19 protein-coding genes and 1 pseudogene are annotated in these 19231 nt (G+C 71.0%); 6 read left to right on the plus strand and 14 right to left on the minus strand.

Annotated elements, in window-relative coordinates; translation table 11 throughout:
• Positions 1-119: 119 nt before the first annotated feature.
• On the plus strand, positions 120-638 hold the full coding sequence (locus tag O3Q52_RS13120) for a hypothetical protein (protein ID WP_269648951.1): 519 nt from the start codon (positions 120-122) through the stop codon (positions 636-638).
• A gap of 17 nt (positions 639-655) precedes the next feature.
• Here O3Q52_RS13120 and O3Q52_RS13125 read toward each other — a convergent pair whose 3' ends face one another.
• Together O3Q52_RS13125 and O3Q52_RS13130 are read right to left on the minus strand one after the other, a co-directional pair.
• A complete protein-coding gene (locus O3Q52_RS13125; RefSeq protein WP_269648952.1) occupies positions 656-1360 on the minus strand; it encodes a Crp/Fnr family transcriptional regulator in 705 nt (234 codons plus the stop codon).
• 144 nt (positions 1361-1504) lie between these two features.
• A complete protein-coding gene (locus O3Q52_RS13130; RefSeq protein ID WP_269648953.1) occupies positions 1505-1852 on the minus strand; it encodes a hypothetical protein in 348 nt (115 codons plus the stop codon).
• A 131-nt stretch (positions 1853-1983) separates the two neighbouring features.
• On the opposite strand from O3Q52_RS13130, the gene O3Q52_RS13135 reads away from it, so the two are divergent.
• Positions 1984-2568, plus strand: coding sequence for a winged helix-turn-helix domain-containing protein (locus tag O3Q52_RS13135; RefSeq protein WP_269648954.1), 585 nt, complete (start codon positions 1984-1986; stop codon positions 2566-2568).
• A 132-nt stretch (positions 2569-2700) separates the two neighbouring features.
• Here the strand turns inward: O3Q52_RS13135 and O3Q52_RS13140 are convergent, their stop codons facing one another.
• The 3 genes from O3Q52_RS13140 to O3Q52_RS13150 all read right to left on the minus strand — a co-directional run bounded on the left by O3Q52_RS13140 (position 2701) and on the right by O3Q52_RS13150 (position 4268).
• Positions 2701-3111 (minus strand): PIN domain-containing protein, encoded by a 411-nt coding sequence (locus O3Q52_RS13140; RefSeq protein WP_059208994.1) that lies wholly within the window; start codon positions 3109-3111, stop codon positions 2701-2703.
• Positions 3108-3329, minus strand: a complete 222-nt coding sequence (locus O3Q52_RS13145) for a type II toxin-antitoxin system VapB family antitoxin (protein ID WP_269648955.1) — start codon at positions 3327-3329, stop codon at positions 3108-3110. The genes O3Q52_RS13140 and O3Q52_RS13145 overlap by 4 nt, the downstream gene beginning before the upstream one ends.
• 444 nt (positions 3330-3773) lie before the next feature.
• On the minus strand, positions 3774-4268 hold the full coding sequence (locus O3Q52_RS13150; RefSeq protein WP_269648956.1) for a DUF1877 family protein: 495 nt from the start codon (positions 4266-4268) through the stop codon (positions 3774-3776).
• A gap of 771 nt (positions 4269-5039) precedes the next feature.
• On the opposite strand from O3Q52_RS13150, the gene O3Q52_RS13155 reads away from it, so the two are divergent.
• Positions 5040-5672, plus strand: coding sequence for an RNA polymerase sigma factor (locus O3Q52_RS13155; protein WP_269648957.1), 633 nt, complete (start codon positions 5040-5042; stop codon positions 5670-5672).
• A gap of 89 nt (positions 5673-5761) precedes the next feature.
• On the plus strand, positions 5762-6592 hold the full coding sequence (locus tag O3Q52_RS13160; protein WP_269648958.1) for a hypothetical protein: 831 nt from the start codon (positions 5762-5764) through the stop codon (positions 6590-6592).
• A 28-nt stretch (positions 6593-6620) separates the two neighbouring features.
• On the opposite strand, the gene O3Q52_RS13165 is transcribed toward O3Q52_RS13160, so the two are convergent.
• Positions 6621-6752 carry a hypothetical protein gene (locus O3Q52_RS13165; RefSeq protein WP_269648959.1) on the minus strand — a complete coding sequence of 44 codons (132 nt, stop codon included), beginning with the start codon at positions 6750-6752 and terminating at the stop codon, positions 6621-6623.
• A 170-nt stretch (positions 6753-6922) separates the two neighbouring features.
• On the opposite strand from O3Q52_RS13165, the gene O3Q52_RS13170 reads away from it, so the two are divergent.
• Positions 6923-8509: a fused MFS/spermidine synthase gene (locus O3Q52_RS13170; RefSeq protein ID WP_269648960.1), complete on the plus strand. Its 1587-nt coding sequence runs from the start codon at positions 6923-6925 to the stop codon at positions 8507-8509.
• A 25-nt stretch (positions 8510-8534) separates the two neighbouring features.
• Here the strand turns inward: O3Q52_RS13170 and O3Q52_RS13175 are convergent.
• From O3Q52_RS13175 to O3Q52_RS13185, 3 genes and pseudogenes are all read right to left on the minus strand, one after another.
• Positions 8535-8885: pseudogene (locus O3Q52_RS13175) on the minus strand (decarboxylase); the annotation flags it as partial.
• Positions 8886-9085: 200 nt separating this feature from the next.
• On the minus strand, positions 9086-9868 hold the full coding sequence (locus tag O3Q52_RS13180; protein ID WP_269648961.1) for an FHA domain-containing protein: 783 nt from the start codon (positions 9866-9868) through the stop codon (positions 9086-9088).
• Between the two features lie 76 nt (positions 9869-9944).
• The gene (locus O3Q52_RS13185) at positions 9945-11897 is read right to left on the minus strand and encodes a serine/threonine-protein kinase (protein WP_269648962.1); all 1953 of its coding nucleotides are present in this window, start codon (positions 11895-11897) and stop codon (positions 9945-9947) included.
• A gap of 362 nt (positions 11898-12259) precedes the next feature.
• Here O3Q52_RS13185 and O3Q52_RS13190 point away from each other — a divergent pair, with 362 nt between their 5' ends.
• Entirely contained in the window at positions 12260-13078 is an 819-nt protein-coding gene (locus O3Q52_RS13190; protein WP_269648969.1) for a hypothetical protein, read from the plus strand.
• A gap of 7 nt (positions 13079-13085) precedes the next feature.
• Here O3Q52_RS13190 and O3Q52_RS13195 read toward each other — a convergent pair whose 3' ends face one another.
• The 5 genes from O3Q52_RS13195 to O3Q52_RS13215 are packed head-to-tail and all read right to left on the minus strand — an operon-like array spanning position 13086 to position 18847.
• The gene (locus O3Q52_RS13195; RefSeq protein WP_332112900.1) at positions 13086-13745 is read right to left on the minus strand and encodes a hypothetical protein; all 660 of its coding nucleotides are present in this window, start codon (positions 13743-13745) and stop codon (positions 13086-13088) included.
• A gap of 23 nt (positions 13746-13768) precedes the next feature.
• Positions 13769-15265 carry a HAMP domain-containing sensor histidine kinase gene (locus O3Q52_RS13200; protein WP_269648964.1) on the minus strand — a complete coding sequence of 499 codons (1497 nt, stop codon included), beginning with the start codon at positions 15263-15265 and terminating at the stop codon, positions 13769-13771.
• Positions 15262-15945, minus strand: coding sequence for a response regulator transcription factor (locus tag O3Q52_RS13205; protein WP_269648965.1), 684 nt, complete (start codon positions 15943-15945; stop codon positions 15262-15264). Before O3Q52_RS13205 ends, O3Q52_RS13200 begins: the two co-directional genes overlap by 4 nt.
• Before the next feature lie 35 nt (positions 15946-15980).
• Complete coding sequence (gene murJ / locus O3Q52_RS13210) at positions 15981-17693, minus strand: murein biosynthesis integral membrane protein MurJ (protein WP_269648966.1); 1713 nt, start codon at positions 17691-17693, stop codon at positions 15981-15983.
• Positions 17690-18847 carry a peptidoglycan bridge formation glycyltransferase FemA/FemB family protein gene (locus O3Q52_RS13215; protein ID WP_269648967.1) on the minus strand — a complete coding sequence of 386 codons (1158 nt, stop codon included), beginning with the start codon at positions 18845-18847 and terminating at the stop codon, positions 17690-17692. The genes murJ and O3Q52_RS13215 overlap by 4 nt, the downstream gene beginning before the upstream one ends.
• Between the last annotated feature and the right edge of the window lie 384 nt (positions 18848-19231).

Genomic DNA, 19231 nt, shown 5'->3' on the forward strand with positions numbered 1-19231 from the left:
GGTTGCTGAGACCTGCGAGCACTGACGAGGTCCCCGGAACCCGCAGAAGGGACTGGTTCGGCGGAGACGATCACCTCTTACTGGAGGCAGCACGCCCTCGCCGACCGGAGGAGACGTCCATGGCACCGACAGTGCAGGCAGCCGACAGTCGTCCCGCGCAGTACATGTTCACCGCGCTGCAGACGACCCACCAGCACGCGGACGCGAAGGCCGGCATCCTGGCGGCGGTGCAGGCCGGGCTGGTCGGCACCGCAGGGGCATGGAGTCGTGGGGTCGTGCTCGTCTGCGAACGCGGAGGCGCGGCCGGGGTGTTCGGGGGGACACTGTTGGCCCTGTTCGTCTGCGGCCTGATCGGTGGCGCGGTGAGTCTGGCAGCGGTGTTGAGCCCGCGGCTGCTCCGGGATCGGGCCGCCAACCGGTACTGCTTCGTTCACCTGGAGTCGGGCCCCGACATCCTGCCCGCCGAGGACGTGCCCGCGGATGAGGCCGCGGATCGTAGGGAGTTGTCGCACACCGTGCGGTTCCTCGCCCACGTCGCCGTTCTCAAGTACCGCTGGCTGACAGGAGCGGTGGTCTGCACTGCCGTCATGGGCATCAGCGCGGGGCTGAGCGTGGTCCTGCAGCCGATACTGGGCTGACGTCGGTTCGGCCCCGGTCATTCGTCCGCCAGGTCCGCGAGCCGCCTCAAACTGGCCAGGTCCCTGATGACGGTGGCACGGTAGCGGGTCTCCAACAGCTCCTCCTTTCGTAGTTCGCGCAGTACCTTGTGGACCGTCGTCTCCGCGGCGCCGATCAGCGTGGCAAGCTCCGGCTGCGTCAGCCGGATGTCGATCACCACCTCGTCGCCCCGGGGAGTCCCGTAGGACGCGGCGAGTTCTCCCAGCACACGGGCCAAACGCACTTTCGCCGGATACCCCCGGAAGTCCAGCCGCCTGCGGTTGGCCCAGCGCAAGCGGTCGGCGACGACCATCGTCAAGGCCATGGAGACCTCGGGGCGGCGCATCAGCAGTGCTCGCAGCGCGCCGTCATGCACCACTCGCGCGGTCAGTGGACCGCAGGCGGTGACCGTCGCCGAGCGCGGGGCGCACCCGTCGATGGCAGCCATCTCACCTACCGTGTCACCGCCGGCCCGGACCGCGAGGAGCGAAGTCTCACCGTTCTCCACAACCGCCATGACCTTCGTGAGACCGGACAGGAGCAGGAGCACGTGCCTGTCGTTCATCCCCTGTCGCAGCAGCACGGCATCCGCGTCGAACCGGACCTCGGTCCCCAGGTCGAGCAGTTCCCGCCGTGCCGGGGAGGACAGCCTCCCCAGCAGACTGCGCGCCGGCCATTCCTCGGTTCCCTTGGGTACCGTCATGTGCGTCCACCGTCCCCTCCGCGTGCAGACATGGTCACCAAGGAGGGGTTTTCCGAAACAACCGACGGGCTCTTGACCGTGCCCCTGCAACCACGGCTCCGAGACTCCGTACGCGGCATCGGCGTACACATCAGCCAAGGGCATTCATCCGCTCAGTGCGCCGCAACCGACCACGTCCACGATGACGTGCCCTGTCCCGCGGTCCGAGCGGAGCACTGCGCGGGCCGCCCCGAGGATCTCCTCGTCCAGTTCCAGCTCGGCGGCCAGGACCTGGAGCAGCCGGGTCCGCCACGCATCGGGGTCTGTTTCGTACGCGTGCAGCACCCGTACGCCGTATCCGCCCCGCACGCCGTCGCAGCCATCGGACAGCCGTCGGCGGATCGCGTCCCTCAGCACGATGTGCAGGTCGTGGACGACTCCTCGTGAGGTGTCGGTGAGTCCGGCTGCCGCCCCCGTGGCCAACGCGGTGGCCACCAGATCCACTTCGGTCACGCGGACCCCCTTCGGTTGTGCGGGTTGTGCGATGTCGTGTCCGTAACCATGGCTGGGGGTGCTGCAATTCTGATGAAATTTCGATGACGTGGGGAAGCGGAGGCTGCGGGGTGGACGACGGATCTCCTCAAATGCTGCGGTTCGAAGTGCTCGGACCGTTACGGGCCTGGCGGGGCGGGACGCCGCTGGGGTTGGGGCCGGTCAAGCGGCAGGCCGTGCTGGCCGCTCTGCTGCTGCGCCGAGGGGCCGTGGTGAGTCATGAGCGGCTGCTCGACGCGGTGTGGGGCGAGGAGCCTCCCGCGGGCGGCCACAAGGTGCTGCCCACCCACGTCAACTCGCTGCGCAGAGCGCTCGATCCGGAAGGCACCACGCCCGCGGAGTCGGTGATCCGCAGCGGCAAGGGTTGGTACCGCTTCGTCGTCGAGGAGGTCGGGCTCGATACGGCGGATCTGGACGAACGGGGAGCCGAGGCGCTGCGCACCGTCGCGTCGAGCGACCTGGCCACCGCCGCGGACCAACTCGGCGCAGTCATCGGGCTGTTCCGGGGCGAGCCCCTGACCGGGGTGCCGGGACCTTTCGCGCAGGAGGAGCGGCAGCGGTGGGAGGAACGCCGACGGACGTATCTTCTCGGACAGCGGCGTGCCCGAGACGGAGTACGCGGATCTCGACCGGTATCGCCTCCTCAGCCGAGCCCGTCAGTCCCGTTCCCGACGTAGCCAGGACATGTGCTCCGGCCCACGGCAATAGGCGCGGAAGACCGCGTTCTGGGCGCCGCGGGAGTTCTCTTTGATCGCCGCCCTCGCCTGACAGTGCGGACAACTCCACAACCTGTAGGGCAGTGAAACGCCTCAGACGATGTCGTGGACGTTGTGCTCGGTCAGGTCGGATGCGTGCCGGGCGACAGTGCCGTAGTCGGCATCGTCGTGGAGGACAACCAGGCCGTGGTGAGCCGCTGTAGCGGCGATGACGAGGTCCACTGCCGAGGCACTGCGATGCTCCCCGGCCTGTGCCATACGGTGTTGCACCGCGCTGATCCAGCGCCCTGCGTTCTTCGGCACGGCGGCGTCGGGATAGAGGTCAGAAAACATTTCCGCGATCTCGTCGTACTCGCGACGATTCCGGGCGCTGTACCGGAACTCGGCGCGTTGCACATAGCAGGACGCGATGGCCCCGGCATCGATCGCGTCGTACCAGGCCGACTGCAGTTTTGGATCGCGGAGCAGCCGGACCAGGCCGGACGTGTCGAGCAGGTAGATCACCGGCTGTCCTTCTCCGCCCGGTGCAGGCGCTCGGCGTCCTCGACGGCACCCCACTCACGCGCACGCTCGAAGTGACGGTTGATGCGCGCCGCGCGTTCCTGCTGCTCGGCGTAGAAGTTCAGAGCGAGATTGACCGCCTCTTTCTTGGTCCGGACGTGAGCCAGAGCCATGGCGCGCTCCAGGGCGTCGTCGTCGATGTCGATCTGGGTCACGGACATACCGTGCCTCCCACGCAATGTTGGTGATGTACATAGAAGAATACGTCACCAACATTTGCGGGTCCACCTGTCAGCTCCGGTGTATGCAGTCGCGACGGACCCTCCAGATCAGCTCCACAGACGATGCGGTCCGGTCGGTGCAGGCGTTGCGCGCTGTACGGCCCGGCTGTTGGTCACCCCCGTGCCCACAGCGTGCCCGTAAGAGCGGACAACCACGGTCAACAACGGTGCCACCAAGCACTCACGCCTGCAGCGGCGGAACGAATCCGTGCAGGTCAGAAGTCATGTACCGGCCCAAGCGCCGTAGCTTCCCAAGCTGAGAGTGCGGGTTCGATTCTCGTCACCCGCTCCATATTGGAACCCCAGGCCAGTGGCCTGGGGCTTGTTTGTTGTCGGGTGATTGAGCTTGGCGATGGCCGTGGAGGAGTCGGCATGCCGTGTGCTTCAGGCCGGCAGCCACTTCACCACCGCGTCTCCGCGCGCGGCCGTCTGCGCGTAGAACTCCGTCAGCTCCCGATGCGCCGCCGCGAAAATGCCCCGCGTGTCGGGCTCTGCGGTGACGCCGCCGTAGCGCGGCAGCAGTTCGTCGCGGGCGAAGACCCACAGCGCGTCGAAGTCGGCCATCGTCAGGAACCCGGCCACCCGTTGCACCTGGCCCGCCGTCAGCACCAGGAACGGCGGCTTGTACCGATCGGGGTGGAACACCGGCCGACCGCCGAGCACCACCTGGGCCTGGGGTCGGTGCTCCGCGCGGTGCGGGGGATCGCCGGCGTAGAGGAGTTCCTGGTCCAGATATCGCTTGTCCAGCACATCCTCGCGGTGCCGGTCGACGCGGTGCCGGACGGTGTCCGAGGCGTCCCCGAACAGCCGTTCCAGCCAGGTCGCGCTGTTGCGCAGTGCCGGGGGCGGCACCGCTCGCAAAGGAAAGTAGAGGCTCATCACAGAAGGAGCGCACGGGGACGCCAGAGCATCACTCCGCCCGGCGCACGCCGCGTTCCGGAAGCCCCCCGGCCGTCGTACGGCAAGGTGGGAGGCGGCTCTGCGCCAGTTGCGGGAACCCCGGAGAACCAGGTCACGGATCACCTGCCGACCTCGCTGCGCGGCTTCGGGGCGTACACGGGTGAGGTGATCGTCGGCCGTCGGTCCGAACGGCGTGTGGGGCGGCCGGACCCCATGCAGCGGTCGGGGTCCGGCCGCCCGCGTCCCTCTCCATGCCGCCTCCGGGGGGAGTCGAGAGCGGCGCGGAGAGAGTTCCGGGAGTGGTCTTGGCACCGACGTCCGGCCCGGCGATCACCGATCAGCGATCACCGATCACCGATCACCGATCACCGATCAGCGTCGGGCGGTCCGGTGCGGACTCGGTACTCACACAGCGCACGGCCGGCGCGATACGTCACCCGGCCGGGACGGCACGGGTTGCCGGCAGGTGTCCGAACACCGGATTCGCCGGGCGTTCCCGAGCCGCAACGCCGTCCGGGCCGGCGTACGGATCGGCTCAACGTCCTTACCTCGCCGTTTCCTTGGAGCCGGCGACGGCCCTCGCGGCTTCGCCACCCACGAGACAGGAGCTCCGACGACCACGCGAGGGACGCGTGATGCGTTGTGACACTTCCGTGAGAACGCGCGCTGGTCCCTATGGGGCCGTCGATGCCAACGGGGCTCGTCGGACGGAACGGAATCGCTTTGAACCAGGTGCGAACGAGGACAGTCTTGGGCCAGGCACGGCAATCCCGCCGCGTACAGACGTACGACGGGGAACTGGGCGCGGCGGTCGCGCGGGCCCAGGACGGGGACGAGACCGCCTTCGCCGTCGCGTACCGGATCGTGCAGCCGGGCCTGCTCGGCTATCTGCGCGGATTCGTCGGCGAGGACGCGGAGGACGTGGCGTCCGACGCCTGGCTGGAGATCGCCCGTGACCTCGCACGGTTCAAGGGGGACGGGGCCGGTTTCCGCGGCTGGACGGCGACCATCGCCCGGCACCGGGCACTGGACCATCTGCGCCGCCAGCGCGTGCGGCCCCGGTCGGGAGGAACCGAGCAGGACGTACTGAACCTGGCCGGCCCGCACAGCACCCATGACGAGGCACTGGAGACCCTCTCCACCGAGCGGGCCCTGGAACTGGTCCGCGGGCTGCCGAAGGACCAGGCCGAGGCCGTACTCCTCCGGGTCGTTGTCGGCCTGGACGGTACCGCCGCCGCGCGCGTCCTCGGCAAGCGCCCGGGAGCGGTGCGCACCGCCGCCCACCGAGGTCTGAAACGCCTCGCCCACCAGTTGGGCGTCGGGGGCCAGGCGGCAGAGGGTGTGACGGATGAGGCGTCCCGGACGCTGGGGGAGTCGAAGTGAACGACGCCCGCGGCAGTGGGCCGGCGGACGGGCAGCAGGGCCCGGAACGCCAGGTGAATCGAACATGTCGGACAGGAACGGAAGCGGACATGGGTGAACGGCCGAGCGGCGACGGAGTGCCGGGCCGTCGAGGTGTGCACCCTGACGACGCCGTGTCCGCCCCGTGGGACGTGTGGGACGAGCGTGACGACACCGCGCTGGAGACGGTGCTGGCCACTGTCCTGCGCGGAGCCGATCTCGCCCCCGAGGCCGAGCAGCGGGCCGTGGCCGCCTTCCGGGCCACCCGTGGCACGGACGTGCACCGGGCACGTACCCGGCGCCGGGACGACTGGCGGCTGCCCGCGGAGCGGCGGACCGGGCGCCCTGTGAAGACAACGTTCGCCGCCGTGTTCGCCAGCCTCGCCCTGGGCGGTGTCGCGGTCGCGGCCATCGGTTCGGCCGGCTCGTCCACGGACGGCGCCGGTGCCGGCCGGAAGACCGCGCACCCCTCGGTGTCCGCCCCGGCCCGGCCGAGCGGTGGGACCTCGTCGGCTTCCTCCGGCGGCGGACCGGCGGACGGCCCGGCCGCCGCCCAGGACACCGAGGCCCACTGCCGCGCCTACGAGCACGTCAAGGACCGTGGCAAGGCGCTCGACTCGACGGCCTGGCAGCAACTCGTCGCGGCGGCGGGCGGCGAGGGCAAGGTCGCCGCGTACTGCGCCGAACAGCTGGCGCGGGCGACAGCCGCACCGGGCAGGTCCGGCGACACGGGCAAACCCGGCGAAGGCGCCGCGGACGCCGGCGCGGGCACGGCGGGGAACACCGGCACGTCGGGCAACGGGAATCCCGGCAACAACGCCGACGGCGCGGAAAACGGGACCGGGGCCGGGGCCGGGGCCGGGGCCGGCAACGGCAAGGCAGGCGGCGGGAAGGGCGAGTAACCGCTGCGCCCGTCGGCGGCCGGGCCCCTCACCGTTCGGGCGCGGGAAGGCGTTGAGGATGACGCGCGAGCAACTCCTGGAACTCCGCCTCGGTCTCGAACCCGGCCCGCTCCAGGGCCTGCAGTTCCTCGCCCAGGACGAACACCGGCTGGTTCGTCATGTGATCCCACCCCCGTGATCCGACTCCCACGGTCATCGACCGCTTCCACGCCGATTGATACAGGACGCCACCTACGACGGCCATCATGGCTCCCTGGTACGCCACCTGGGGCCAAGCCCACCTCAACAGGCTGAAGTTGACAGGGAAGTGATCAATCGTCGCGTGCGAGGATGTCGCCCGTGACCGGATCGTCGTCCTCGTCCGTTGCCGAGGGCCCCTCTCGCAGTCAGGGTCTGGGTCCCCGGGCCGCTGCCGCGCTCGTGTTCGGGTCCTCGGCCGCGGTCCTTGTGGTGGAGATCGTCGCTCTGCGGCTGCTGGCTCCCTACCTCGGCCTCACCCTTGAGACCAGCACGATGGTGATCGGCATCGCCCTCACGGCGATCGCCCTCGGCTCGTGGCTGGGTGGGCTCATCGCCGACCAGGTCGATCCGCGCCGGCTCATAGGCCCCTCGCTCGGGGTGTCGGGAGCGGTCGTCGCGCTCACCCCCGCCGTGCTGCGCACCTCCGCGGAGTGGGCACCGGCGCTGCTCCTGCTGATCGCGGCGCTGACCATACTCGTGCCGGGCGCGCTGCTCTCCGCGGTGACGCCGATCGTGACGAAGTTACGTCTCACCAGCCTCGCCGAGACCGGAACGGTGGTCGGCCGGCTGTCCGGCGTCGGTACCGTCGGTGCCATCTTCGGCACCGTCCTCACCGGCTTCGTCCTCGTGTCGCGGTTGTCGGTCAGCGGCATTCTGATCGGCCTCGGAACACTGCTGGTGGCCGGCGCGGCGCTGATCGAGTGGCGAACGCGCGGGTGGAGCGGCACCCCTGCCCTCACACTCGTGGTCGTCGCCGGCGGCCTCGCCACCACGGTCGCGCCCGGCGCCTGCGACACGGAGACCAAGTACCACTGCGCCCGGGTCGTCGCGGACCCCGACCGGGACGGCGGCCGGACACTCGTGCTGGACGGCTTGCGGCACTCCTACGTCGACATCGACGACCCGACCTACCTGAAGTTCGCGTACGTGCGCGCCGTCGCGTCGGTGGTCGACGCCGCGTTCCCCGAAGGTGAGCCACTGATCGCCCACCACCTGGGCGGCGGCGGGCTCACCTTTCCCCGCTACCTCGCTGCCACCCGGCCCGGGACGCGCAGCCTTGTGTCCGAGATCGACAACGGCGTCGTACGCATCAACCGCGAGCAGCTCGGTCTGGGACCGGGCGCCGGTATCGACGTACGCGCCGAGGACGGCAGGCTCGGCCTGCGGCGGCTGGACACCGGCAGTCGTGACCTCGTCGTCGGCGACGCGTTCGGGGGCGTCAGCGTGCCGTGGCACCTCACCACGGTGGAAGCGATGACGGACGTACGGCGGGTGCTCGACGAGGACGGCCTGTACGTCGCCAACCTCATCGACCACGGCGACATGGACTTCGCACGTGCCGAAGTGGCCACCCTCGGCGAGACCTTCGAGCACGTGGCCGTCGTCGGCGAACCCGCCGACATCGGCCTCGCCCCGACCGCCACCCCCGAGGGCGGCAATCTGGTGGTGCTCGCCTCCGACCGGCCGGTCGATCTGCGCGCGACCCAGGAAGCGCTGAACTCCCGGCAGACCGGCTGGAAGACCTCCACCGGCGACGACCTCGCCTCCTGGATCGGCGATGCCCAACCGCTCACCGACGACTACGCACCCGTCGACCAGCTCCTCCAGCCCTCCAGCACACGGAGCAGCCGCAGCAGCAGTCTGAACTCACCGACTTCGCGGCCCGGTTCGCGGTAGGCGTCGAGGTGCCGGTTACGTCCTGTCAGACGGTCCTGACGACGATGCCGGCGCCTTCGAGGGCGGTGATCTCGTCGGCGGGTGCCGCGGTGTCGGTGACGAGGGCGTGCAGGAGGGTGGCGGGGCCGACGTGGGCGTAGGCGGTGTGGCCGAGTTTGCTGCCGTCGGCGGCGATGACGCGGCGGGTGGAGGCGATGGCGGCCTTCTTCACGGCCGCTTCGTCGAGGTCGTAGGCGGTCAGGCCCTCGGCTGCGCTCAGACCGCAGCAGCCCATGACGGCGGTGTCGAAGCGCAGTGCCGACAGGGACGTGAGGGTGAGAGGGCCGGTGAGGGCTCCCTCCGCGGCCCGCGGCCGACCGCCGGGGACCATGAGCGTGGCCGTGCTCGGGACCTCGCCCAGTATTCTTCCTCTTCGTCGACGACCGCGAGGAGAACGTACGCGCCGCGCAGTCCGTGGGCATGAACGGACACGTCTTCACGGACCGCGACGAGCTGGCAGCCGCCGTCGACACCTGGTTGCCCACTCGACGCCCCACGTGGAAATGACACCTGACACGAGACACGCGTGGGCACGCGTCAGGCGGCGTCGATCAGTGCCAGGTCCATGGGTACGAGCGTGGTCGACGACAGCAGTGCCCGGATCAGGTTGTCGTTGAGGGCGTTGCCCAGGGGCTCGCCGAGTTCCTCTCGGGTCAGCCAGGGGACGCCGTCGCGGGACAGTCGGGTGCGTACGCCGTTGACCAGGTGTTCGACGCGTTTGTCCGTCCAGCCGGCGTGCGGCTGCGACTCGGCGAGTTCGGCGGCGGTCTGTCTCCAGGTCAGGAGCTGCGGGCGGGGCTCGTGCAGCAGGTACCGGCGGCCCAGGACCACGAGGGCGAGCTTCTCCTGCTCGGTCAGGATCCACACCCGGGGCGGGCGGGTGACGTCACCGTGCCGCGGCAATGGCCGCTCGCCCTCGGGGCCGGTGACGAAGACCTCCAGCAGGTGCTCGCGGCCCCGTGAACCGCCGACGAACAGCGGGGTGTAGCCGGTGTCGAGCGGCAGTGGCTCCTCGCCCCGGAACAGCAGGCGGGCCCCGGCGCACCGGATCGGCAGGCGCCCGGCGTTGCTCACCCACCAGCGGCCGTCCCGGTGGGTGAGCGTGCCCTGGTGGCGGCTGAGCCGGGGGTCGTCCTCGCCCAGGCAGACGTGCACCTCGGGCCGGTTGCGGCCGAACAGGACCTCGCGCCCGTCCCCGGGGCCCAGCGTCATTCCGCCGGTCAGTGCGAGCGCGAAGAGGGTGCCGGGCAGCGGCGCGGACGCGCCCCGGGCGAGGCTCCCGTGGGTGGCGGCCAGGAACCGGCCACCCGGAGCGGGCATCCCCGGCTCCCCCGGGTGTCGCTCCCCCGGCCGTCGATCGCCCGGCCGTCTCCGTGCCATTCCCGGCTCGGTCATGTCACGTCTCCGGCAGTCGCTTCGCGATGTTCCGTACGACGACCGCCGCCAACTCCGTTGCACTGTCGCACAGTTGCCCGGCCGACTGCGGGGCGTACACGGTCAGCTGGAGGTGTTCGGTGGTGGGGTCGCCGACCGGGTTCCGGTAGGTGCGGTGCGGGGTCCGTACGGTGCAGCTGTCGTCCTCGGCCTCGTCCGCGATGACGTAGCTCTTCGTGCCGGCGACGTTCACCGGCTTTCCGTCGTCGGCGTCCAGGGAGTTGTCCCGGCTGAACTGGATCTCCACCTCGCGGTTGCCGTCGTCGCTCGACCAGTCGCAGCTCCAGGAACCGAAGCCGCCGTCGCGGTTGTCCGCCTCGACGCCCGGAAGCCGCTTGAGCTCGGCGGCGTCGAGCAGCGCGCAGGCGTCGAGCCGGGCCAGGGAGTTCTTGGCCGGCGGCGACGAACGGCGGGGGACCGGGCCCTCGGCCAGCACGCCGACGACGCGGTCGGAGGCGGCGTCGGCGAGCTGGCACGGATCGGGCGACACCTTGTTGAGCTGCTTGCCGACGACGCGGATCTGCTTGCCGTCGGTGGTCAGGACCGCCCGTTCGCAGGCGTTCCCGTCCCGCTTGAGCGTCACGACCGTGAGGCTGCCGACCAGGCGGGTGGAGACGATGCCGTCGAAGTCGTCCCGGTCCGAGTCGAGGTTCACCTGGACGTCCGCGTTGTCGTCACCGCTGTTGTTGCGCACCAGGACGTCGCACCGGTCGATCTCCCCGTAGTCGGGGTCCAGTTCCGTGCCGCCGAAGCGGCTCAGCGAGGCCGCGCCCATCAGCCCGCAGGGGTCCGCCGTGCGCTCGTCGCCGATGGCACCGGCCCGCGCCGTGGCCGGCGGTTTCGCGTCGGTACGGCCGCCCTTGCCGCCCTCGTCGTTCGAGGCCCACGGGCCGAAGAGGACGAGCCCGGCCGTGATCGCGCCCGCCGCGGCCAGCGCCACCCCCGTGATCACCAAAGGGTGGCGGTGGCGGCGTACGGGCCGTGGTGGCTGAAGCATGAAGGGCGTGTAGTCCCCCGGGCGGCGCAGGAGCCGCGGCAGCCGGAGCGTGCGGGACGCGAGGTCCCCCGTACCGCTGTCGTGCAACTGCTCCTGTACGTGCGGGGGCGGGGGTGCGGCACGCGTCAGCAGCATCTGTGCCCTCGCGGCGTCGGGCCGGCGCCGGGGCTCCACCTCCAGCAGGGCGGTGAGCGGCTCGTCCAGCGGGCCGGCCCGGTGCGCGGGCTCGATGTGTCCCTCGACGGCGCGGGCCAGATACGCCATGGGGTGTTCGGCCTCCCCGTACGGCGACCGGCCCTCGACCGCCGCGAACAGCGAGGCACCCAGGGAGAACACGTCGGACTTCTCGCCCGCGGGCTGCCCCTTGGCCAACTCCGGTGCCAGATACCGGGGTTTGCCGCGCACACCGGCCGTCGTGCTGTGGGTGGCGTCGCTCCACAGGGCCCGCGAGATCCCGAAGTCGGTCAGTCTCGCGACGCCTTCGTCGGTGACGAGGATGTTCTCCGGTGTCACATCGCCGTGCACCACGCCCTCGTTGTGGGACTTCGCCAGCGCGGCCGCGATCTGGCAGCCGATCGATCCGGCCTCCTCGGGCGTGAGCGGGCCGCGCTCCGTCATCATCTGGGCGAGGCTGCGCGAGGGGACGTACTCCATGATGATCCAGCAGGTGGCGCCCTCGTCGACGAAGTCGAAGACGCCCACGATGTTCGGGTGGTGCAGCCGCCCGGCGTTGCGCGCCTCGCCCATGAGCCGTCGTGCGGCCCGATCGTCGTCCAGGCGTGCGCACTTGACCGCGACCCGCCGCTCCAGCCGCTCGTCCCAGGCCAGCCAGACGACGCCCATCCCGCCTCTGCCGATGGGCTCCTGCAAGAGATACCGGTCGGCGATCTTGTCCCCGGCCTCCGGCGTCACCAGCACCGCGCCACCCCTCGCCCCACAACTGTCCGCCCTGCCAGGTCACGGAGTGTACTCAGCCCGAACTTGGCAGTGATCCGCTTCACCGGACTTCGCTCGGACCCGCCCAGAATCCCCACAGTGGGCCGGGTCGCGGCATCGGCGGTGGGGCTCCGGCGGGCTTCGCCGTCCGCCACAAGACGGCGTTCGCCAACTGGCCTACGCAGTCGGTGTGTTGCTGTGTCACGGCTGTGTGACCGCGCTGTTCTGAAGCGAGGACAGGCGTGACCTGTGGGACCTGGGAGACCTCATAGTGATCACAGAGCGGGAAACGGCGGATGCGCCACCGGCTCCCCGCTACCCCGCTTCGGAAGGAACCTCCCGTGATGAACCGCCGCCTGCGCCAGGCCGTCGTCGCCACCGCCGCGCTCACCGCCGGTCTGCTGCTGACGGCATGCCAGAACGGCATGGACGACAGCTCGTCCGGCAAGAACCGGAAGGGCACCGCGAGCCCGGTGGCCGCGGACAAGGCCTCGGACTCCAAGAACGCCAATAACTCCAAGGGCGTCAGCGGCTCGTTCAAGAACGGCAAGGTCACCTATCTCGCTCCGGGCAAGTACATCGTGTCCGTACCGGGCAAGGAGGACCAGCAGTTCTGGGTCGCCGACGACACCGAGGTCTACGGCGTCGGCACCATATGCGGCGAGGCCGGTTCCAGGGTGGACGCGCCGTGCACGCCGGACCAGTTGGAGGCGGCCCTCAAGAAGGGTGCCGTGAACGCCGACGTGGAGATGAAGAACGGCGCCGCGACCCTGGTGACCGAGCGCCGCGCCGCCCAGCAGGACACCGGCTCCGGTTCCGACTCCTCCGACTCGGACTCGTCCTCCGGCCGCGACGAGTCGGTCGTCGAGGGCGTCAACAAGGGCAAGGGCGTCAACGGAACCTGGTTCGGCAACGTCTCCTACCTGGCGCCGGGCAAGTACACCGTCTCCGACATGAAGGGCACCGAGCAGCAGTTCCTCGTCGCCGACGACACCAAGATCATGGGCTACGACGACATCTGCGACGCCGTGAACACCGGGCCGGGCGGCGAGGGCGGCGTCGAGTGCACCGAGGCGCAGCTGGAGGCGGCCGCCAAGAAGGGCTTCTCCGCCGAGGTCGAGATCAGCAACGGCATCGCGACCACGATCACCGACGACCACTGAGCCGTTCTCAGCCGGAGGCGCCGGGCGGTGGCGAGGTTGCCCCTGCCCGGTTCCCGGTCTCCGCGGGTTCGTTGCCGGTGTCGGCCGTGCTGCCGGTGCTGCCGGTGCTGCCAGGGGCGAGGCCGCAGGTGCCGGATCTCGTTGTGCCGTCCTGGCCCGTCAGTTCCACGACGACCTGGCCGTCGGGGTCCTGGCTGTAGGCGATCGTGCAGGTCAGCTGACGCAGGGCAGTGCTGTTCAGGTCCTTCAGGGCGAGGGGCAGGCGGGTCGTGACCCTGCCCGCCGAGGAGGGGCCGACCTTGACGGTCGCGCCGGGGCGGGCTTTGGGAAGGGCGGTGTCCAGGCCGGCGGCCCGGTCCCCGGCCCGCGGACCGGCGAGCAGCGCCAGGACGACCTTCTCCGTCGGTACGGGTCCCGCCGCGTCGCCGGAGTCCTGGTCCCCGGAGCCCGGCTCGTCGTACTGGCCGCCGAACCCGGCCGAGGGCCTGGTCGTCCGGATCACGGGGTTCAGCCCTCCGTCGGGGGAACGGAAGAAGAGCAGCATCTCGTACTCACGGTCGAAGAAGGCCTGAAAGCTGGCGGGACCGCCCGCCTCGATGACGTCGGTCTCCTGGATACCGCAGCCACCCAGCAGCGGTACGGCTGCCGCGACAGCGAAGGCCGGCACGCGTCGGCGCCTTCGCGCACGCCTCATCGGCCGGCCTCCTCCCCCTCCGCATGCAGCGGTATCTCGACGGCGAAGACGGCACCGCCCCCGCGGCGGTTCCCCGCGTGGATCGTTCCGCCGTGCAGCTTCACGTTCTCCAGGGTGATCGCCAGTCCCAGGCCGCTGCCCGCCGAGCGGGTGCGGGCCACGTCGGCCTTGTAGAAGCGGTCGAAGATGTGCGGGAGCGCCTCGGGGCGGATACCGGGTCCGCTGTCCACGACGTCGGTGATCAGCACGGGCGGGCCCGGGGAACGGGCCTCGGTGCGCAGACGTACGGTGACGGGCGCGCCGCCGTGCCGCAGGGCGTTGCCGACGAGGTTGGCGATCACGACGTCGAAGCGGCGCGGGTCGAGCCGGGCCCGGATGCCGTCGGGGAGTTCGGTGCGGATCCGGTCGTCGGTCCAGTGCCGGTTGTCGAGGGTCTTGCGGATGGCCTCGGCCACGTCGACCTCGTCGGCGTTCAGCTCGGCCGCGCGGGCGTCGAAGCGGGAGATCTCCATCAGGTCCTCGACGAGCACGGCGAGCTTTCCGGTCTCCGCGCTGACCAGCCGGACCGCCCGGGCGGTGTCGGCGTCCAGGCCGTCCGCGTCCTCGTCGAGTACCTCCGTGACGGCGAGCATTCCGGCGAGGGGGGTGCGCAGTTCGTGCGAGACGTCGGAGGCGAACCGGCGGGCGCGTTCCTCGGCCTCGCGCAACTCACGTACAGAACGCTCCAATTGGCCCGCCGACTCGTTGAAGGTGCGTGCCAGGTCGGCCAGTTCGTCGCTGCCGCGCACCGGAATCCTGGTGTCGAGTCTGCCGTTGCCCATGTTCAGGGCGGCCTCGCTCAGTTTGCGTACGGGGCGCAGCACGCTGCGCGCGGCGATCAGGCCGGGTATCAGCGCGACGGCGAGGCCGGGCAGGGCGCCGTCCCGGCCGGCCATGAGGAGGGCGTCGACGTTGACCTGCTCGTCGGTCATCCGCATGACGGCGTACAGGACCAGGCCGCTGGGCAGCACGCTGTCCGGGCTCGCCTTGAAGACCATGGGCATGGCGATGGTCAGATAGGGGACGCCGTCCTTGACGACCCGCTCGAAGCTGCCGTACGGGTTGGCATGCGCGGCGCGGCGCAGTTCGGGTGTGATGACGGTGGAGACGGGGTTCTCGCCCGAGGAGGCGCGGACCGAACCGTACTCGGCGAACACCACCCAGGGGTGCGGCTTGCCCTTGCGGGCGATGTCGCGCAGGAGTTCGTCCAGGTCGTCCCCTCCCAGCGCAGGCAGCGCGAAGCCCGTCTGCTGGACGTGGTCACGGAACGACGTGACCGCCGTGTCCTGGGCGGTCTCGAGCAGCGCGTTGCGGGCCTCGCGGTAGGTCAGCGCGGCCGTCGTGCCCGCGCTGACGGCGGCGACCAGCAGGAAGGCGAGCAGCAGTCGCGTGCGTAGCCCGAACGCCCTGACCCGCGCCCGGTCACCGGTGGCCGTACCACCCCGTCTTGTCACAGCGGCCCGAAGCGGTAGCCGAAGCCCCGCAGCGTCTGGACGTACCGGGGGCTGCCGACCTCGTCCTCGATCTTGCCGCGCAGCCGGGCGACGCATGCGTCGACCAGCCGGGCGTCGGCGTGGAAGGTGTGCTCCCAGACGTGCTCAAGGAGTTGCTGCCTGCTGAACACCTGCTCGGGGGCGCCGGAGAGATGCAGCAGGAGCTTGAGCTCCGAGGGAGCGAGCGCGAGCGGCCGGCCGGCTTTGGTGACGGTCAGTCCGACCCGGTCGACGATGAGTTCGCCGTAGACCTCGATGGCCGGGCGGCCCGATCCGCTGTCGTCGATGCGGCGCAGTACGGCACGGATCCGGGCCTCGATCACCTCGGGACGGGCGGGCTTGACGATGTAGTCGTCGGCACCGGCCTCCAGGCCGATGACCACGTCGAAGTCGTCTCCGCGCGCGGTGAGCATGATGATCGGCAGCTGGCTGTGGTCGCGGACCTGCCGGCAGACCTGTACGCCGTTCATGCCGGGCAGCATCAGGTCGAGCAGCAGCAGGTCGGGGCGGAACTCGGTCATCGCGGCGAGGCCGGCCTCGCCGGTCGCGGCCGCCCGTACCTCGTGGCCGCGGCGGCGCAGACCGAGTTCGACCCCCTCGCGTACGGAGGGGTCGTCCTCGATGAGGAGCACGCGGGGCATCGGCAGTTCTCCCTCGGTGATGGTCAGGTCCGGATTCAGGTCCGGTTCCGGGGCCGTCTGCGGCGTACGCCGGAGAGCAGCGCGTCGAGTTCGGTGAGCCGCAGCGGACGGGCGAGCAGGGCGAAGACGAGGACGACGACAACCGCCCCGGCAGTTGCGGCGACCAGGGCTCCGGCGCGTACCGCGCCCACGGCCGCGAGGTGGCCGAGGACGGTGGCGGGGACGGCGGCGAGCAGCAGCCGCGCGTGGGCGCCGACGGAGGAGGAGCGCAGGAGGCGTACGACGGAGGACGAGCGCTGGGGGCGGGCGACGCAGGACGAGTGCGGGGAGCGGGCGACGGCGAGTCGGCGGCTCAGCACCAGGCCGGTCACCGCCCAGCCCACGCACAGCGCCAGGGAGTACGCCGCCGCCATGCCCGTAACGGCCCAGCGGGCAGGCAGCAGGTACGCGGCGGCCAGGGACAGTCCCGCGTTGAGGGCGACGATCACGAGGTTGAGCAGGAACGGCGTACGGGTGTCGGAGAGCGCGTAGAAGGCGCGGGACAGGACGTACTGGCCGGACAGTGCGATGAGCCCTGGCGCGAAGGCCATCAGGATCCCGGCCATGGCGGCCGTGTCGTCGGCGCCGGTCCTGCCGTACCCGAAGACGAGGGCCATCACCGGCTGGGCGAGGGCGAACAGCGCGCAGGCGGCGGGTACGACCGCGGAGGCGCAGACGCGCAGGGCGTGGGAGACGTCGCGCCGTACGGCGTCGGTGTCCCCGTCGGCGGCGGCCGCGCTCATCCGGGGCATCAGCGCGGTCACCACGGAGACCGTGATGATGCCGTGCGGTACGACCCACAGGGCATAGGCGTTGTTGTACGCGCCGTATCCGGGGCCGCCGTCGAGGCCCGCGGTCGTGGCGAGGCGGGTGGTGACCCAGTACGCGGCCTGGTTGGCCAGGACCAGCAGCACCAGCCAGCCGGCCGCTCGCAGGGGGCGGGTCAGTCCGCTGCCGCGCCAGTCGAAGCGCGGCCGCCAGCGGAACCGGGCGGCGCGCAGCGCGGGAAGGAGGGCGAGTGCCTGGACGGCGATACCGGCGGTCGTGCCCCAGCCGAGCACGGCCGTCTCGGTCGCGGTGAGCGTGTCGCCGCCGCCCATGGCCAGCGCCAGGTACAGACCGAACACGGTCATGACGACGAGGTTGTTGAGGACCGGCGCCCACATCATCGCGCCGAACCTGCCCCGCGCGTTGAGGACTTGTCCGAGCAGCGTGAACAGTCCGAGGAAGAAGATCTGCGGCAGGCAGTAGCGGGCGAGCGCGGTGGTCATGGCCGCCTGCGGGCCGGTGTAGTCGGTGTACGCGTCGACGATCGCGGGAGCCGCCCACACCGCGGTCGCGGTGATCGCCAGCAGGGCGACGACGCAGACCGTGACGAGCCGGTCGGTGTACGCGACGCCCCCGTCGTCGTGCTCCTTGGCGGCCTTGACCAGCTCGGGCACGAAGACGGCGTTCAGCGCGCCGCCGAGGAGCAGCATGTAGACGATGGTGGGCAGGGCGTTGCCGACCGCGTAGCCGTCGGCGACCGGCCCGATGGTGCCGAGCGCCGCCGCGACCACGGCGGACCGGGCGAAGCCGGTGGCCCGGGAGACGACGGACCCGGCGGCCATGACGGCACTGCCGCGGGCCGTGGAGGCTGTTTCTGCCGGTTCCGCCGTCGCTTCCGTGCTGCCCGCGCTGCCCGTGCCGGCCGGTGTCGTATCGGTCATCGGCGGTTCAGGTACGCCTGGAAGGCGCGGTGGAGCGCGTGGTTGGCGCTGCCGCCCAATGCTCTCTCCCACTCCCCCAACGTCTCGACGACCTGCCCACCGGTGCCGAGCTTCCACCGCAGCAGTCCGTACGTACGTTCTTCAGGATCGAGAGTGGAGGGTACCCCGCGCATGTCGTAGACGTCAGCGCCGAGGGCGTGGGCGTCCAGCAGCATCCGCCACTGCAGGGCGTTGGAGGGCCGGACCTCGCGACGGTGGTCGGCCGAGGCGCCGGTCTGGTACCAGGCCCGGCGGCCCACCGTGATCATCGTGTGGGCGGCGAGTATCTCGCCCTGGTGCCGGGCGAGGTACAGCTTCATCCGGCCCGGTTCCTCGGCGTTGAGCACCGCGTACTGGCGCTCGTAGTAGGCGAGCGAGCGGCCGAGCCGGAACCCGTCGCGCCGCTCGGTCATGCCCAACAGCCGGTAGAACTCCGGGAGTTCCGCCGCACTGCCCACGACCACCTCCACGCCCTCCTTCCGGGCCCGGCGCACATTGCGTCGCCACTCCTGGTTGAGCCCGGACCACAGGTCCTCGGCGGTGCGTCCGGCGAGCGGCACCTGGAAGACGTGCCGGGGCTGGGCGTCCCCGTCCCCTCCGGTCCCGCCCCCTCCGGTCCCGTCACCTCCGCAGCGGCGCCAGCCCCGGGCCCGCAGCCGCTCGGCGACGGCGGTGCCGAGCGGGTCGACCTCACTGGCGAGGACGTCGCCCAGGCGTCGCCCAGGGCCGGTGAGCGGCTTGAGCAGGGCGGCGTCCCAGCGCCGGTAGGCGGGCGACGGACCCATGCGTACGGCGAACGCGCCCGCGCGGCGCAGGTGTTCGAGGAGCGGACCGAGCCAGCCGTCGACGTCGGGGTCGTTCCAGTCGGCGACGGGCCCTTCGGGAAGGTAGGCGAAGTACTTCCGGGTGCCGGGGAACTGCCGCAGCAACACCAGGGCCACACCGGTCAGTTCACCCGCCTCCGGATCCGGCCCCCAGCCGAGCAGTCGGGCGCGCCAGCCCTCCTTGACGTCGGCCCAGGACGGGCACTGGAGGAATCCGGCACCGAGGGCGGCACCGGCGGGGGACGCGAGGAAGGCACGGTACGTCTCCGCGGTGATGGTTCGCAGGGCCACGCCCGGGTTCCGTGGCTGGGGCACGCGGCTGGGCGGCACGAGCAGCGCTGACACAGTCCGTTCCTCTCCTTCTCCCCGGGCCTTTTCGCGGGGTCGCAAAGGATGCTCACAGCGGACCATGACCGCTCCGTCCGGCGAATGTGACCGGACCATGACCGTTCCTCACCAGTCGCCGTCACATAGCTCCACAGCGGCTGACCTCGGGTTTTCCGGCTCTAGAGTCACGACATCGCCGACTCTGGCCCACCTCGTTCCCGCCCTTCCCGGAGGTTCCGTTGTCCCGGTTGCCCCGTACCCGCGTACTCGCCCATGCCCGCGTCCGGGCCGCCGTCGTGGCCGCCGCCACGGCCGCCCTGCTGGCGCCGCTCGCCGCCTGCTAGATCG

The organism is Streptomyces sp. ActVer, assembly GCF_027270795.1.
In the GTDB taxonomy this organism is placed as follows: domain Bacteria; phylum Actinomycetota; class Actinomycetes; order Streptomycetales; family Streptomycetaceae; genus Streptomyces; species Streptomyces umbrinus_A.

Coding starts and splice junctions, on each gene's coding strand:
- O3Q52_RS13145 (WP_269648955.1), bottom strand. CDS start 3,329: ATGTCCGTGACCCAGATCGACATCGACGACGACGCCCTGGAGCGCGCC.
- O3Q52_RS13190 (WP_269648969.1), top strand. CDS start 12,260: ATGAACCGCCGCCTGCGCCAGGCCGTCGTCGCCACCGCCGCGCTCACC.
- O3Q52_RS13165 (WP_269648959.1), bottom strand. CDS start 6,752: ATGACGAACCAGCCGGTGTTCGTCCTGGGCGAGGAACTGCAGGCCCTG.
- O3Q52_RS13120 (WP_269648951.1), top strand. CDS start 120: ATGGCACCGACAGTGCAGGCAGCCGACAGTCGTCCCGCGCAGTACATG.
- murJ (WP_269648966.1), bottom strand. CDS start 17,693: ATGACCGATACGACACCGGCCGGCACGGGCAGCGCGGGCAGCACGGAA.
- O3Q52_RS13150 (WP_269648956.1), bottom strand. CDS start 4,268: ATGAGCCTCTACTTTCCTTTGCGAGCGGTGCCGCCCCCGGCACTGCGC.
- O3Q52_RS13170 (WP_269648960.1), top strand. CDS start 6,923: ATGTCGCCCGTGACCGGATCGTCGTCCTCGTCCGTTGCCGAGGGCCCC.
- O3Q52_RS13160 (WP_269648958.1), top strand. CDS start 5,762: ATGGGTGAACGGCCGAGCGGCGACGGAGTGCCGGGCCGTCGAGGTGTG.
- O3Q52_RS13180 (WP_269648961.1), bottom strand. CDS start 9,868: ATGCCCGCTCCGGGTGGCCGGTTCCTGGCCGCCACCCACGGGAGCCTC.
- O3Q52_RS13205 (WP_269648965.1), bottom strand. CDS start 15,945: ATGCCCCGCGTGCTCCTCATCGAGGACGACCCCTCCGTACGCGAGGGG.
- O3Q52_RS13135 (WP_269648954.1), top strand. CDS start 1,984: ATGCTGCGGTTCGAAGTGCTCGGACCGTTACGGGCCTGGCGGGGCGGG.
- O3Q52_RS13125 (WP_269648952.1), bottom strand. CDS start 1,360: ATGACGGTACCCAAGGGAACCGAGGAATGGCCGGCGCGCAGTCTGCTG.